The organism is Gilliamella apis (assembly GCF_002142155.1).
GTDB lineage: Bacteria > Pseudomonadota > Gammaproteobacteria > Enterobacterales > Orbaceae > Gilliamella > Gilliamella apis.
Map to the genome: position 1 here is coordinate 37,055 of NZ_NASD01000005.1, position 15,972 is coordinate 53,026.

Genomic DNA, 15,972 nt, shown 5'->3' on the forward strand with positions numbered 1-15,972 from the left:
ATTTTAAGCAAATCAAAAAAAAATCATCGTATAAATAACGATAAAAATTGCCCTTATTTCAACATTCGATAGGTGAGCTTATAAAGTACAATTTAGTTATCAATAATTATATGAACCCCGACAAATATGCCTCAGATTATTAGATTGTTGTTTCTTTTTTGTATGTTAGGTTGTTCAAAAATAGTTTGTGCCACTGCACTTGAAAAACAAATTAGTGATCTGATCCATCAACAACTTATTGATGTGAAGGTTGATAAAGTTGTCATTAATTATCCAACTGCAAAACCACAATTAAGTTGTGACTCACCAACATTGGCGATATTGAACAAAAATAAACAATGGGGCAATTTAACCATTACCGCCAGATGCGAAAATATCACTAAATATATCCAGATATACGTCGCGGTGAGTGGCCATTATGTTATTGCTAAACAAGCCATTAGTGCAGGAACATTAATTACTGAACAACTGGTAAAAATGCAGTCTGGTCAGCTAGATAAATTACCAGCAACAGTAATTTTAAATCAATCTGAAGTTATCAATCATCTTGCTTTACGTAATATTAATGATGGTGAAGTAATAAAAAATTCAATGCTGCAGAAAAACTGGTATGTTAAAGCCGGTCAAACCGTAAAGGTCATTATTAATGGCGAAGGTTACTCAATTGCAACGCATGGCAAGACATTAAGTAATGGGGCATTGGGAGAATCGATTAATATTAAACTTAATACGGGTAATGTTGTTGAAGGTGTTGTTAGTGAAAAAGCTATCATTATTATTAATAAATAAAATTAATGATTTTTTGATTTTTGCCGATAATTAGACTAAACCAACCCTATAAACCTTGACTTGAATTAAAGGAATTTTATGAGTATAGATGCAACAAAATTGGTTACAGCAGTATCGGGATTGCTGAATCGTGATTTAATAAATGGACAAAATAAAGAAACTAAAGCATCTGTGCAAACGTCAAATAGCTTAAATTTGAATAGCAATGTCAAATTAAGCCAAAACACTATCGCATTATTACATTCGACAGAAAATGATATTGATATTAGTAAAATTGAGAAAATAAAACAGGCCATTACTAATGGTAACTTAGTCATCAATCCAAATAAAATTGCAGACGAAATTATTAAGCAAACTCTTGAAGAGATTGAAAGCTAATTAATTTTTGAAGGAATATCATAATGTTAGAGTTAGATAACATTTTTAATAATGTAACAGTCATGTTGCAATCACTTTCAGATATTCTAGAGTCTGAACAGCAAATCCTAATTGGGACTAATACAATTAGCCAATTAAATGACGTTATAAATCAAAAAAGCCAATTACTTATCGAGTTAAAGTTACTCGATGAAAAACGGCTAAAAGTAAGTGCACGCTATAATATCCAATCACCTTATAGTGAAAACCCAGAGCTAGCGTTGAAATGGCAAGCCATCACTAATACCACTCAACGATTAGCTCAAATCAATCGGGATAACGGTATACTTATTCAAAATCGTATGAATATGACACAACAATCGATTGATTATTTAAAAAGTATTAATAACCCCGCGGTTTATACTTATCACGGTTATCAACAGCCTGAAACTATTTCATCTAAACGTGCTAAAGTTTAATCATTTTAATGCTATTTAAAGCTAAACGAGTTAAATAACCAGTAATTTAGGGTCTTATTAAGCCAATAACTTTAATCAGTTGCGTTCATACTGTGCTATCAAAGTAAAGTGTAATTAGACAGTAAAATTGGTTTAACTGATATATGGCTGATGATAGTGATCTAGAGAAAAGTGAACAACCCACCGATAGTAAATTAAAAAAAGCTAAGGAAAAGGGTCAAATTCCTCGATCTCGTGAGTTAACATCGCTAATTATATTGTTAGTTGGCATTATGTTGTTTTGGATAATGGGAACACATTTTGTTAGCAAATTAAAAGCAATTATTCAACAAGCCATGTTAGTTGCCCACCGAACCGATGATGATAAACAGATTATTTTCAATTTAATTAATTTATTAACCGCTGGATTTTGGGCGATTTTACCTATTTTTGTGGGATTAGTTATTGTCGCTATCATTGCTCCGCTTAGTGTTGGTGGTTTGCTGTTTAGCCTACAATCGATTAAACCTAATTTAGGCAAATTGAATCCTATTAGTGGATTTAAACGGTTATTTAGTCTGCGAATTTTTTCAGAACTGTTTAAAAGTATTCTTAAAGTGGTTTTAATCGCTTTTGCTGCTGCCCTATTTTTGATACATCAATTTCCTAATATGCTGGCACTACCCAGTATGTATTTAAATAATGCGTTATCTCAGGTAATGCAATTGCTGATTTATGCTAGTTTATTGATTGTATTAGCCTTAATACCAATGGTAGGTTTTGATATTTTTTACCAAATATGGAGCAATTTGAAAAAGTTAAAAATGTCGAAGCAAGAAGTGAAAGATGAGTTTAAAGAGCAAGAAGGTAATCCGCAAATTAAAGGGCGTATTCGACAAATGCAGCAGGCAATGGCAAGGCGTAGGATGATGAAAGATGTCCCTAAAGCTAATGTTATTGTTACCAACCCAACCCATTATGCGGTTGCTCTGCAATATGATGAAAAAACCATGAGTGCGCCCAAGATATTGGCTAAAGGTACCGATAATATAGCGAGCAAAATTAAACAAATTGCTCAAGAGCATCAGATCCCGCAATTAGAAGCGCCACCTTTAGCTCGAGCATTATATCGCCATGGTGAGATAGGTAAATCAATACCAGCAGAGCTCTATGCTGCGGTAGCACAAATTCTCGCCTGGGTTTATCAATTAAAAAGATGGCATAGATATGGTGGTGAAAAACCACTCAAACCAACCAATTTATCAATCCCAGAATCTTTATCTGTGAATAAATAAAGGTAATTGCAATTGTTATGATGAAATCAAAATTAACTAATCTATTATCAATAAATAGCTTAAAAAATGGTCATTATCGAATTTTAACTGGACCAATGCTGATTTTATTGATTCTTTCGATGATGGTATTACCTTTACCAGCATTTATTTTAGATCTCTTTTTTACTTTTAATATTGCCTTATCCATTATCATTTTGATTGTGGCACTGTTTACTAAGCGAGTTCTTGATTTTGCCGCTTTTCCCACCGTTTTATTGTTTGCAACTTTATTGCGCTTATCCCTTAATGTTGCCTCAACTAGAGTGGTGTTACTAAAAGGCCATACTGGTAGTGATGCGGCTGGTCGAGTAATTGAAGCTTTTGGCCACTTTTTAGTTGGTGGTAATTTTGCCATTGGTATTGTTGTGTTTATCATTTTAGTTATTATTAACTTTATGGTAATCACTAAAGGCGCGGGTCGGATAGCTGAAGTAGGTGCTCGCTTTGCATTAGATGGTATGCCGGGTAAGCAAATGGCTATTGATGCCGACCTTAATGCTGGATTAATCGGTGAGGATGAAGCTAAAGCTCGGCGTGCAGAAGTTACTCAAGAAGCCGATTTTTATGGCTCCATGGACGGGGCAAGTAAATTTGTGCGTGGTGACGCTATTGCTGGTTTATTGATTATGGCGATTACCATTGTCGGTGGCTTATTAGTTGGGGTGATGCAGCATGGTATGACATTATCCGATGCCGGTACAACCTATGTGCTATTAACTATTGGTGATGGATTAGTTGCGCAAATTCCTTCCCTAATTATTTCCACTGCTGCAGGTGTTATTGTGACGCGGGTCACTTCACAAGAAAACATCAGTGACCAAATGTTAAAGCAGTTATTTAATAATCCACAAGTATTAATCTTAACTGCGGTTGTAATTGGGTTACTTGGTCTTATTCCTGGTATGCCAAATTTAGTATTTTTAATGTTTACGGCTATTTTATCGCTCATTTCGTGGTGGTTAAGCAAACAAAAGAAACTTGAAAAGTCAGTGTCTACTCCGCAACAAAATGTAGCAGCAACTAAACCAACAAATGTTGAAGCTTCATGGTCTGATGTCAATATTGAAGATATTTTAGCGATGGAAGTCGGATATGGCTTAATCCCTATGGTTGATCAAAACCAAAATGGTGAATTGCTAGGCCGAATTCGCAGTTTACGCAAAAAGTTTGCCCAAACATTAGGTTTTTTACCACCGCAAGTACATATTCGCGATAACCTCTCATTATCTCCTTATCAATATAAAATTTTTATAAAGGGTGGCGAAATAGGTCAAGGTGAAATTATGAATAACAAGTGGTTAGCGATTAATCCTGGCACAGTGACCGAAAAAATTGATGGTATTGCAACAACTGAACCAGCATTTGGTTTACCTGCGGTTTGGATAGATGCCAATAATAAAGAAGCTGCCCAAATATTAGGTTATACCGTGGTTGATACCAGTACCATGATTGCTACTCACTTTAATCACTTATTGCATCAATTTGCCAGTGATCTATTAGGGCGTTTAGAAACGCAAGAATTACTGGATCGCATCAAACAAGATATTCCTAAATTAGTCGAGGATTTTATTCCTGGTGTCGTACCATTAACCACGTTTCATAAAATTTTACAAAACTTGTTGGCCGAAAAAGTCTCTATTCGAGATATGCGCACGATTATTGAGACAATTTGTGAACAAGCACCTAACCAAAATGATGCTTACCAGTTACTTAGTATTGTTAGAATAGCATTGGGTAGAGTGATTACTCAGCAGTGGTTTCCGGGAACAGAGCCGGTAAAAGTGATTGGATTAAGTATCAGTTTAGAGCGAATATTACTGCAAGCGTTACAAAATACCAGTAATGTTGAGCCAGGTTTGGCGGAACATATACTCCAACAGCTTCAGCAAGCCCTTAATCAACAAGATGCAATTGGTGCACCGCCAGTTTTATTAGTTAATCATACCTTGCGGGCTATGTTGGCGCAGTTTTTAAGACCTAACTTTCCACAATTAGCGGTATTGTCAAATTTAGAAATTAGCGATAATCGTGAAATCAAAGTGACCTGTCAAATTGGTAGTGAATAGATAAGAGATAAACCAAAAAGTCTTACCTATTAAATTGGCAAGACTTTTGGATAATTTGATTATTCAGCGACAACAGTGAAACGTTGTTTGATATGTTGGGCTTTTTCTGCTTCATCAATCATAGCGATCGCATAGTCAGCGTAGCTGATTTGACTTTTACCTTGGCTGTTAACTAAGAATTGCTCGCCACCAATAGTATAATGACCAGTTCTTGCTCCATCAGCAATAAACTCAATTGCTGGGCTTAAATAGGTCCATTGTACATCATCACAGGTTCTTAGATGATCTAAAGCTTTCGCCATATTGTTGGCTAATGGTTTAAATTCATCAGGGAAATCTGGTGAATCGACTAGACGAACGGTATGCTCTGGGTTGACGTATAAACTGCCGGCACCACCAACAACTAATAAACGGTTAGGTTTACCGCTTAAAATATCGGTTAAATGTTTAAGGCTAGTTTGATGTAATGGTAGTGATTCAGGTGTCCAAGTACCAAATGCATCAATAATCACATCAAATGGTTTTAAATCGTCATAAGTTAATTGAAATAGATCTTTAACTAATACTTTTGCGTCGCTATTTGAACTTGGTTTACGTACGATAGCTGTGACATCATGTCCTCGTGATAATGCTTCTTTAACCAATAGCTGTCCTGATTTACCATTTGCACCAATTACTGCAATTTTCATCTTGTTCTCCTTATTACAACTTAGATAAATTAATTTTTTTAGCTTAATAGCCAAAGTTTCTATTGTAAAGTAGGTACCAAGTAGTAATATAGTTACCGTTTAGATACTATTGTTGAAATTAAAGGAATTTTATTATGCAGGCAATTGAAAATTTACCGCCATGTCCTGTTGAAACCACCCTATTATTAATGGGTGACAAATGGAAAGTGCTAATTGTTCGAGACTTACTTTCTGGCACCAAACGTTTTGGTGAACTGAAAAAATCACTCAACGGCATCTCACAAAAAGTGCTTACTTCTCATCTACGTACTATGGAAAAAAATGGTTTAATTACCCGCAAAGTGTATGCCCAAGTGCCACCTAAAGTGGAATATACCTTAACTGAAGTCGGAGAAAGTTTAAAGCAAGTACACGATGCTATGTTAGATTGGGGTAGCATCTACAAATTAAAATACAGCAAATAAGATCAGAATTAGCGATAATTTTATCATTGATATGATTATCGCTATTTTCTTTAATCTGTATTACTATGATTTAATTGATATTCATTCAACAAATCGATTATGAGTAAATCATCAACTAATTTAACCATTAAAGATATAGCTAAATTAAGTGGCGTCAGTAAATCGACGGTTTCACGAGTGATTAATCACGATCCTATGGTGAAGGAATCAACTCGTAATAAAGTGATGGCAATTGTTGAACAATATCAATTCACGCCTTCAAAATCAGCAAGAGCAATGCGCGGTTATGGTAATAAGGTTATCGGTATTATTGTCACACGCCTTGATTCAATATCTGAAAATCATGCAGTGCAAAGTATGTTGCCGATTTTTTATGCTAATGGCTATGATCCTATAATTATCGAGAGTCAATTTAGTGCCGCAAAAGTCGCCGAACATCTAACGATGTTAAGAGAAAAACAAGCTGATGGTATTATTGTGTTTGCTTTTACGGGATTAGACAGTTCATTGTTAACGGTTTGGCAACATAAATGTGTGGTAATTGCTAGGCCATTTCCGGCTTATTCTTGTATTTGTTATGATGATATTGGTGCAGTAAACAAAGCACTAACTTACTTATATCAATCAGAAAAACATAAAAAAATAGGTTTTATTGGTGTTGATAAACAAGATCAAACTACCGGTGGTTTACGTTATCAGGCTTATATTGATTTTTGTACTACCTATAAAATTCAAGCCAATGCCGTACTTGGTAATTTAAGTTATTATTCTGGTTATGAGCTTGCCGAATCGGTGTTAGTTCATTCACCAACAGCGATAGTTTGTGCTACTGATTCGATTGCTTTAGGCTTAAATAAATTTTTATCGGAAAAAAATATTAATAATATTGTTGTTATTAGTATCGGTAGTAGTGAGTTACTAAATTTCTTATTTTCTCAAACGATAACGGTTGATCTTGGTTTTGATAAAGCGGGCATCTATGCGGCAAACGAGCTATTACTGATGTTAGAAAAACAAGTAAACGCTAAAATTATTACTGTTCCATCCCAATTACTGAAATAACTCACTGTGTATAGCATTTAGCTGTGATTATCTGAAATTTGTGAGGTTTATCACAAAAAGGGAACGTTCCCATTTATTTAAATAATAATTCCATTTATGCTTAATCTCTATCAAATTAGGAGCGAAATGATTTAACTAAAAACCAAAATATTGGCTTAAATTGAAAATAAGGAGATTTAACAATGGCGAAAGCACCTAAAGTATCAACCACATCAATTATGCAACTAATTGAGCTGGTTGGCGGAAAAGAAAATATTGCCAGTGTCACCCATTGTTTAACCAGATTAAGATTTGCGCTTGCTGATCCGAAAATAGCCAATGTTGACGCTATTGAAGAATTACCTTTTGTCAAAGGTTGCTTTAATAACGCCGGGCAATTTCAAGTTATTATTGGCACGGATGTTGACCGTTATTACAAATTACTCACTGAACAGTTAAATATTGATGAAGCAACCAAAGAACAAACCAAAGCCGCAGCTAAACAAAATATGTCCTGGTTTGAACGGTTAATCTCGAATTTAGCGGAAATCTTCGTGCCATTATTACCCGCACTCATTGCGGGTGGTTTACTACTTGGCTTACGTAATGTGATTGGTGAAATGCCAACCATTGACAATAAACCGCTAATACACACTTTTAGTTGGCTGATACCAATTAACGATTTCCTATGGTTACCGTGTGAAGCTATCTTTCACTTCTTACCAGTAGCTATTTGCTGGTCTACGGTGAAAAAAATGGGCGGATCACCCGTTTTGGGCATTGTATTAGGCATCACATTAGTTTCACCACAACTGATGAATGCTTATGATTTGGGTAAGGCCATTCCCAAGGTATGGGATTTTGGTTGGTTTACCATTGCTAAAGTTGGCTATCAAGCACAAGTTATACCGTCAATTTTTGCTGGTTTAGCGTTGGGATGGATTGAAACGCGTCTTCGCAAAATTGTACCTGATTACTTAAATCTAGTTATCGTGCCAATTGTTGCCTTAATGGTATCAGTCGTCTTAGCTCACTTTGTTTTAGGACCAATTGGACGCATACTTGGTGATGGTATCGCTTATGTGGTTAAGTATTTAATGACCGGTGATTATGCCTTTATTGGTTCAGCTATTTTTGGCTTCTTCTATGCACCTTTGGTTATTACTGGTATTCACCACACCACATTAGCTATCGATATGCAGATGACCGAAAGTATGGGCGGCACACCTATTTGGCCAATTATCGCCTTATCCAATATCGCCCAAGCATCAGCGGTGGTTGGTATCATCTTAATAAGTAAAAAACATAATGAACGTGAAGTATCCATTCCTGCAGCAATATCTGGCTATCTCGGTGTGACAGAGCCAGCGATGTATGGTATCAATTTACGCTATAAATTCCCGATGTTTTGCGCCATGATTGGTGCTGCTTGTGCCGGATTAATTTGTGGCTTATATGGGGTGTTATCCAATGGTATCGGCGTCGGTGGATTACCCGGTATCCTATCGATAAAACCAGTCTACTGGGCGATTTATGCCTTGGCTATGTTGGTGGCGATTGTGGTGCCAATCGTATTAACCGCCATTGTTTACAAAATAAAACAGAAAAAAGGCACGCTCAATGTCCAATAAAGAATAGCCAGGGTGATTCACCCAACTTTACAGAAGGGTGAATATTACAATTTACTGATTAAAAATAAAGAGCAAGCGATGAATAAAATTGATATCCCATGGTGGCAAAACGGCACCATTTACCAAATCTACCCAAAAAGTTTTCAAGCCAGTCAAGATCAGGCAACCGGTGATTTGTTAGGTATTATCAGTCGCTTAGATTATCTAAAAAAACTTGGTATTAGCGCAATTTGGTTAACGCCGATCTACCCATCACCGCAAATAGATAACGGCTACGATGTTGCCGATTATTACAATATCGATCCGGCTTATGGTTCAATGGCGGATTTTGAATTATTAGTCAAACAGGCGCATGAACGTGGCATCCGCATTATGATGGATATGGTGTTTAACCATACCTCAACCGAGCATCCATGGTTCAAATCAGCCTTAGATAAATCTAGCCCGTACCGCTCATTTTATATCTGGAAAGATGCTAAAGCCGACGGCAGTGAACCCAATAACTGGCGCTCCAAATTCGGCGGTAAAGCGTGGCAATGGCATGAACAGTCAGGGCAGTATTACTTACACTTATTTGCCAAAGAGCAGGCGGACCTTAATTGGGAAAATCCGCAAGTTCGTAACGAAATTAAAAAAGTATGTCAGTTTTGGTCAGACAAAGGCGTGGATGCCTTAAGGTTAGATGTAATTAATTTAGTCTCCAAACAACAAGATTTTGCTGATGATAAAAACGGGGATGGTCGCTGCTTCTACACTGATGGACCTAAAATCCACGAGTTTTTACAAGAAATGAGCCGCGATGCCTTTCAACCCAATGATCTAAAAACGGTGGGGGAAATGTCTTCGACCTCATTAGCTAACTGTTTGCAATATGCCTCGTTAGACGGAAAAGAGCTCACTATGACTTTTAACTTTCATCATTTAAAAGTTGATTATCCAAATGGCTATAAATGGGCATTAGCTAAACCAGATTTGCTTGAGTTAAAGAATATTATTGGTGATTGGCAAACTGGGATGCATGCTAAAGCATGGAATGCTATTTTCTGGTGTAATCACGATCAACCGCGAATTGTGTCACGCTTAGGCAATGAAAGCCAATATCACACAGAATCCGCCAAAATGCTTGCCATGTTGCTATATGGATTACAGGGTACGCCATATCTTTATCAAGGCGAAGAGATCGGCATGACCAATCCACATTTTGATAATATTGACCAGTATCGTGATGTTGAAAGCCTAAATATCTACCACGAAAAAATAGCCGAAGGTATGGATAAAGCAGAAATCTTAGCCATATTAGGGAGCAAATCGCGTGACAACAGCCGAACCCCCATGCAATGGGATGATAGCTTAAATGCTGGTTTCACTAAAGGTCAACCATGGATCGAAGTGGCAAGTAATTATCAACAAATCAATGTCAAAGCCGCACTTGAAGACCCTAATTCTATCTTTTACTGCTATCAAACGTTAATTAAATTACGCCAAGAATACCCGATATTTATTTTAGGTGATTATCAGGATTTAACCGCCAATGTTGCTGATTATTGGTGCTACCTACGCCGTTGGAACAATCAACAATTATTAGTCATCATTAATCTAACGGAACAACCAGTTAAATGGCAATTGCCAAAAACTTTACAAAGTACTAATTGGCAAATATTAATTAGTAATTATCAGCAAGCAACAGCATTCGATTCTGAAATCCAATTAAGACCATACGAAGCATTATATTTATTTGCTGGTAATGATAAATAATAAGCTTTAGTAAAATTGAATGTAAAAAAGCGCCGTTATTAAAATGAGCGCTTTTTTTATTAATCATCATGATTGATATAAGTGATTACGCCAGTCATTCAAGCACAAGAGAATGCCGGTTTAATTCAAACCTTATCTTGAGGATGGACTTTTTCATAACTATATGATTATAAAAATTATCAACATGGAATTATTGTGTTTTATAGCATCTATTTTCTTATTAAGAAAAATTAAGACGGTATAGACTCCTCAATATTTTTTACAATTATATTAGTATTATTTAGCTCTAATATGTGGACTATTCGCATTAATATCTAACCAGGTTTGACGATAACGCTGGCGTCGCTTTGTTCGGCAATAGTTAACTAAAAGTGTAAATCCTTGTTCTTCCATCAATGTAAAAAAATAGCGCTGCCATTTAGCTGCGGTATTGGCATTAATGCCTAATTGTTGCTGAATGGTTTTATATGTTTCGCCTTGCAGCAATAAATCAATAAACGGCAACCATCGTTCATGGTGAGATAACTTATTAAGTTGATATTTTTTCAGTGGATTAAAGGTTCGTCGACAGGTTTTACAACGGAAATTAAGCCTATGGCCAATGCGAATAGTATTCAAAGAGTGGCAATAATCGCAAGGCATGACAGACGTCTTAAGTAGCCTAGTAAGCCACGATTTAAAAGCCTTAGCTTGCTGAAAAACTTCTATTGGTTTTGCTTGAGCAAGGTTAAGAATCGCTTGATAAAGATCTGGTTCATATTGTGCTAACAACTGACGAATAACATTATCCCACCGCTGCGCTGCTCGCGCTGAAAGGTTAAACTTATCTGCAATAAAGCTATGTGGTTGATTGCTTAATGTCATTGGCGCAATATTTATGAACAATGAAGCTGGTTTAAAACGTCGACATAATGGACTTGCAGCAACTAAATCTGGTAATCCCTGCAAAAACCGCTCTGCGGCAGAATGCTGCTCAATAGGCAAAATAGCATGATACACGGTTACTTTCCTTATAACGGTATAGACTCCTCAATAAATTTTACAAAAAAGTTGAGTGAAGGTAAAGGGGCGTGAGTTTTTAGTGTGAAATTATCATAAGATATAAATTATATTAATTTCGAAAGAAGTGAAGCGAGTATAGATATTCAAGAACTTTTTTTAATATGATATGGTTGATTCTATTTTTATAATAGAATAATTTTCTAATTTATTATCAATCATGTATTTATAAGATAACTTAGAATTGGATTAGATATTTACATTCACATGTTTTTAGTCATTTATTATTAAACAATTATGAATAATTACACTTAAACCAGTAGATGTAACAATTAGAATTTCAGATTTAGTATGAAGAATCATAAATTACTAAACAATAATTATATTAACTGACAGGTATTTATGAAAATATACAACTGCCAGCCAATACTAAAATTAGTAAATATTAAAAGTAATATGATTTAATATCTCTTTATTTTTACTAATGTTTGTAAATGATTTCGGTTATCGACCCTTTCCTTATATTTGTACCCTAATTTATCACAAATAAATTCAATTTTTTGACAAAAAACATCAGCACTGACATGATTCATATATAATTTATTATCATCATCAGGATCACGACTACTTGAATGCCATTGTTGTTCATCATCAAGTGGATGTTCAGGTCTAAAGTTACGAATATTAAATATTTTATGCTCAATCTGTGTTATCCATGCCGCGCCAACTTCAACCAAGGCCCCCCATGAAATTTTTGTATTATCACTAGTAATAAATATAACATATATTTTTTGAGTAGAATAACTATCGACGAAAAACTGTCTTAAGTAACCATATATACTACTACTACCAACATCTCCTTCAGGAATACGAGAAATTTCATTATCACAGTTAGTATAAATGATATCTTCAGGTGGAACATTATTGAATAATAACATTTCATAAACTATATCCGCTAAATCTTTATCTGGATAGGTTTGGCTGATTAAGATTTTTTTCTTTTGTGAGTCAATTCTGCTTTTTATTCCCATAATAGGGCTATTAGTATTTATTTGTTCTTCAATAATTGATCTTATATTTTTCTCTTCATTTTTTCCTAAACCTAAAGATTTTGATATTTTTGATGTAGCATTATTGGCTGTATCTTCTCTAAACGTTTCAACTGATTTTTGGAAATCTTTTTCTAATTTTTCTTGTTTTTTTAATTTTGATGATTTTTCATTTTCCTTTCCTAATGAGACATATTTTTCGCGCATTTTTAAAATATCAGGTAATAAATCATTTTTAACAAACGATAAAACTTTTTGATACCGTGGGTCGTCAGATTTATAACCTTGCCTATTACTTAATGCCATATCAGGAAGTTCAGTTAATTCAAAAAGATCAATGTGAATTTGACCCACAACATATACTTCATTTAACTTATTTTGTCCTACTAAAGGTAATATATTGAATTCTCCCATTTTTTTATTGGAATATAATGAAATAAAATTATCTGGGAAATCTGTCATTTCGACTTTTCTGCCTCTAGTTGAGGCATAGGCACCAATCCATCCTTTTATTTCAAGAGAGTAATCATGTTCATTCCCTTGTTTATCAGCCATTCTTATCGGTATAATTTTTGCTGGCTGAGTTTTCTTTAATTCATTTATATGATCAGCATATGGAGTTGTAAAAAAACTCTCAAGATGTTTAAATTCATCTCCCAAAATTATTAAAGTAGATAATTCTTTGATCATTGCTTGATCAAAATTATCAATTGTAATTTTTTCGCTGCCTCTTATTATATGAATTTTAAAATCATCACTAACTAATGGAAAAATTTTTAATAAATTTCTTTTAACTGCATTTAAGGTTGAATGCAATTTATATTGTGGGGATGTCATTACAACAGCAGTACCCTTACCAGAAATATTACTAAATGTCATGTTATCTTCATCCAAAGGTGTTAATAAATTTCCCTGATTTATATTTCTAGATAATATAAATCCAGACTTTTCGCCATTAGAGATAGTTTTTATATGTACATTTTCAGAAACAGATAGAGCAGCTAATTTCCCCACTCCTTTTCTACCCATTTTCTTTCTCTTTAGATTTGTAATGGAATCTTCCTCAGTGGATCTAGATGTTCCAGCGACATTTAAATATTTTTCAATTTCGCCATTTTTATATGACATCCCATTTCCATCATCTTCAACTGTTATATCGTTCTTATTAGCAATAATGTAAACATTATGAGCATCAGCATCATAAGAATTAGCAATTAATTCAGCTAATATATAGTAAATATTTGTATATAAACTCGGGCCTAATAGTTCCAGAATTTTGGGATCTATATTTAATTTATATTCCTTTTTATTATTATTCACTTAATAGGTCTCCTAACTTTTTAAGATTATTAATGTGATATTCAAAAGATTTTCCTATTGCATATCCTAGATCGACAGGAACAGCATTACCAATCATTAGACCTAATTTCTTGAAAGAAAAATCGTCTTCTTTTTCAATAAATTTATAATTTTTTGGAAAGGATTGAAGCATAGCAGCTTCACGAAGTGTAATTGATCTATGTTGTTCTGGGTGCCCATATCTACCAGTTCCAAAATGTGTACATTGAGTTGTTATTGTCGATGAGGGTTTATTCCATTCCATTCGACCATAAACACTGGTATAGGTACTGCCTGATTCTTTTTTATGACATTCTAAACGTAATGATTCAGGCCAATCCTTCCAAGTCCCCCCAGGTTTAGACGCTTTGATTCTTTTTAAATTTATATCACTTAATTTTCTAGCATAATGCAATATATCATTAGGATCTTTTTCACCTGCATTTATTCTAGGCAAATTATAAATAGCATCTTTTACTGTTTTTCGAGAAATATTTAACTCTTCTGGTGTTAATATTCGTATATCACCTAATTTAGATGCCAGCAAAACTAATCTTTTACGTCTTTGTGGTAAACCATATTTTTCAGCATTTACGACTGTATAAAATACATGGTAACCTTCAGATTCTAAAGTATCTAAAAATTCTTTAAAAATATCTTCTTTACTTAACTGAGGTACATTTTCCATTGTTACTAAATCTGGTTTAACTTCTGATACTAATCTAGAAAAATGATTTAATAATGGCCATTTATCCGACTTTTTACGATCTTTTGTTAGACTAAAACTTAGGGAAGAAAAAGGCTGACATGGAGCACAACCAGCTAGTAATTTTATCGTGCCACTGTTGTATTGTTGAATTATTAAGGATTCTGGAATTTTACTTATATCGTAATGAATAAACTTTGCATTATCAATATTTTGTTCAAATGGATATTTACATGATTCTTCAAAATCAATGCCGGCATTAACCGTTATACCAGCTTTCATTAAGCCATATGATAATCCTCCTGCCCCACAAAATAAATCTACAGCTTCAATTTTCATATGACAAGTCCTGATAACGTAACAAAAATATTAAAAGTTCTTCTATTCTAAATTATAGAATTTTAATTTTAAAAAAATTATAATTGTTTATAAACGAATGACAACCTTGTGAATATTTTATTATTATTTACATAAATTATGAATTATTTTTTAACTTTTTAAACCCCCTCAACAATAAATAACCACTGAATATTCATCAAAACTATTTCCCAAAATTTTTTGATACAAAAATATATAAAATGCAAAAATAATTATCGGTTGATTTGTTTTTCGTTGCTATAGAAAAATGATTGCTCCTGCAATGATGTCGATATTTTGAGTTGTCTTTATCATCTACTAATTTTAGATAGCCATATTTTTAATGTTAAAATTGGAACCATTTTAAACGCTTAATATTAAACAGTGAAATTTATTCCACTGTTTGCAATTTGCTGGTACTACAGATAAGTTTGGCTTTTATGGCTTGGTTTTTATCATTTGAATAATCCGCCCAGCAACTTTTCATCGATGGATCGATTTTTTTTACTAATTGGACTTCATCGCCATTATAGCTACAACTAACGTAGTTTCCATTTTCATCATAGGCTGAATTGATTTGCCAAGTGAGGTCATGTTTTTTACCATCAATAATGCCAATTTCAGGTTTTAATTGAAATAATTTAACTGGCTCATCGGAATAAACACCAATACCACTGAGTAGTAAACTACGGTTTTTTTTCATTGAAACTTGCCAACCCTCAGGAGTTGCTTCAAGTTCAGGATGATCGGATTTAATATTGATTCGGGTTGGGCAATCAAGTTCATAAGCAGTAGCTACTCCAATAGTTGCAAACCACGCTATTACAATCAAACTAATATTTATTCGGTAACCTTTCATATCATACATCCTGTTTATATGGCATATTAATCTATTGTTAACGCTGTTAATTAATTATGCCAATAATCTAAATCAAATTA

General features: G+C 34.2%; 14 protein-coding genes. 9 read left to right on the top strand and 5 right to left on the bottom strand.

All coding sequences use genetic code 11. From position 1 onward, the window contains the following. Positions 1 to 162 precede the first annotated feature (162 nt). From flgA to flhA, 5 genes are all read left to right on the top strand, one after another. Positions 163 to 789, top strand: coding sequence for a flagellar basal body P-ring formation chaperone FlgA (gene flgA, locus B6C84_RS03620; protein ID WP_165755138.1), 627 nt, complete (start codon positions 163 to 165; stop codon positions 787 to 789). Positions 790 to 867: 78 nt separating this feature from the next. After that, positions 868 to 1,167 carry a flagellar biosynthesis anti-sigma factor FlgM gene (gene flgM, locus B6C84_RS03625; RefSeq protein WP_065579058.1) on the top strand — a complete coding sequence of 100 codons (300 nt, stop codon included), beginning with the start codon at positions 868 to 870 and terminating at the stop codon, positions 1,165 to 1,167. A 23-nt stretch (positions 1,168 to 1,190) separates the two neighbouring features. Beyond that, positions 1,191 to 1,625 (top strand): flagella synthesis protein FlgN, encoded by a 435-nt coding sequence (locus B6C84_RS03630; RefSeq protein ID WP_034901007.1) that lies wholly within the window; start codon positions 1,191 to 1,193, stop codon positions 1,623 to 1,625. Between the two features lie 143 nt (positions 1,626 to 1,768). Continuing rightward, entirely contained in the window at positions 1,769 to 2,899 is a 1,131-nt protein-coding gene (gene flhB / locus B6C84_RS03635; protein WP_086353947.1) for a flagellar biosynthesis protein FlhB, read from the top strand. A 20-nt stretch (positions 2,900 to 2,919) separates the two neighbouring features. After that, positions 2,920 to 5,004: a flagellar biosynthesis protein FlhA gene (gene flhA / locus B6C84_RS03640; RefSeq protein WP_086353948.1), complete on the top strand. Its 2,085-nt coding sequence runs from the start codon at positions 2,920 to 2,922 to the stop codon at positions 5,002 to 5,004. Positions 5,005 to 5,063: 59 nt separating this feature from the next. On the opposite strand, the gene B6C84_RS03645 is transcribed toward flhA, so the two are convergent. Beyond that, a complete protein-coding gene (locus tag B6C84_RS03645) occupies positions 5,064 to 5,693 on the bottom strand; it encodes an NAD(P)-dependent oxidoreductase (RefSeq protein ID WP_086353949.1) in 630 nt (209 codons plus the stop codon). 134 nt (positions 5,694 to 5,827) lie between these two features. Here B6C84_RS03645 and B6C84_RS03650 point away from each other — a divergent pair, with 134 nt between their 5' ends. The 4 genes from B6C84_RS03650 to treC all read left to right on the top strand — a co-directional run bounded on the left by B6C84_RS03650 (position 5,828) and on the right by treC (position 10,584). Continuing rightward, positions 5,828 to 6,157 carry a winged helix-turn-helix transcriptional regulator gene (locus B6C84_RS03650; RefSeq protein ID WP_034901015.1) on the top strand — a complete coding sequence of 110 codons (330 nt, stop codon included), beginning with the start codon at positions 5,828 to 5,830 and terminating at the stop codon, positions 6,155 to 6,157. A 99-nt stretch (positions 6,158 to 6,256) separates the two neighbouring features. Further along, positions 6,257 to 7,219 (top strand): trehalose operon repressor TreR, encoded by a 963-nt coding sequence (gene treR / locus B6C84_RS03655; RefSeq protein WP_086353950.1) that lies wholly within the window; start codon positions 6,257 to 6,259, stop codon positions 7,217 to 7,219. 182 nt (positions 7,220 to 7,401) lie between these two features. Further along, the gene (treB, locus tag B6C84_RS03660; RefSeq protein ID WP_086353951.1) at positions 7,402 to 8,829 is read left to right on the top strand and encodes a PTS trehalose transporter subunit IIBC; all 1,428 of its coding nucleotides are present in this window, start codon (positions 7,402 to 7,404) and stop codon (positions 8,827 to 8,829) included. Between the two features lie 78 nt (positions 8,830 to 8,907). Continuing rightward, complete coding sequence (gene treC, locus B6C84_RS03665; RefSeq protein ID WP_086353991.1) at positions 8,908 to 10,584, top strand: alpha,alpha-phosphotrehalase; 1,677 nt, start codon at positions 8,908 to 8,910, stop codon at positions 10,582 to 10,584. Between the two features lie 276 nt (positions 10,585 to 10,860). Here the strand turns inward: treC and B6C84_RS03670 are convergent, their stop codons facing one another. The 4 genes from B6C84_RS03670 to B6C84_RS03685 all read right to left on the bottom strand — a co-directional run bounded on the left by B6C84_RS03670 (position 10,861) and on the right by B6C84_RS03685 (position 15,892). Next, complete coding sequence (locus B6C84_RS03670; protein ID WP_086353952.1) at positions 10,861 to 11,583, bottom strand: hypothetical protein; 723 nt, start codon at positions 11,581 to 11,583, stop codon at positions 10,861 to 10,863. A 461-nt stretch (positions 11,584 to 12,044) separates the two neighbouring features. Further along, on the bottom strand, positions 12,045 to 13,952 hold the full coding sequence (locus tag B6C84_RS03675) for an ATP-binding protein (protein ID WP_086353953.1): 1,908 nt from the start codon (positions 13,950 to 13,952) through the stop codon (positions 12,045 to 12,047). Beyond that, on the bottom strand, positions 13,945 to 15,015 hold the full coding sequence (locus B6C84_RS03680; RefSeq protein ID WP_086353954.1) for a DNA cytosine methyltransferase: 1,071 nt from the start codon (positions 15,013 to 15,015) through the stop codon (positions 13,945 to 13,947). The genes B6C84_RS03675 and B6C84_RS03680 overlap by 8 nt, the downstream gene beginning before the upstream one ends. Before the next feature lie 409 nt (positions 15,016 to 15,424). Beyond that, a complete protein-coding gene (locus B6C84_RS03685; protein WP_065579069.1) occupies positions 15,425 to 15,892 on the bottom strand; it encodes an STY0301 family protein in 468 nt (155 codons plus the stop codon). Positions 15,893 to 15,972 lie beyond the last annotated feature (80 nt).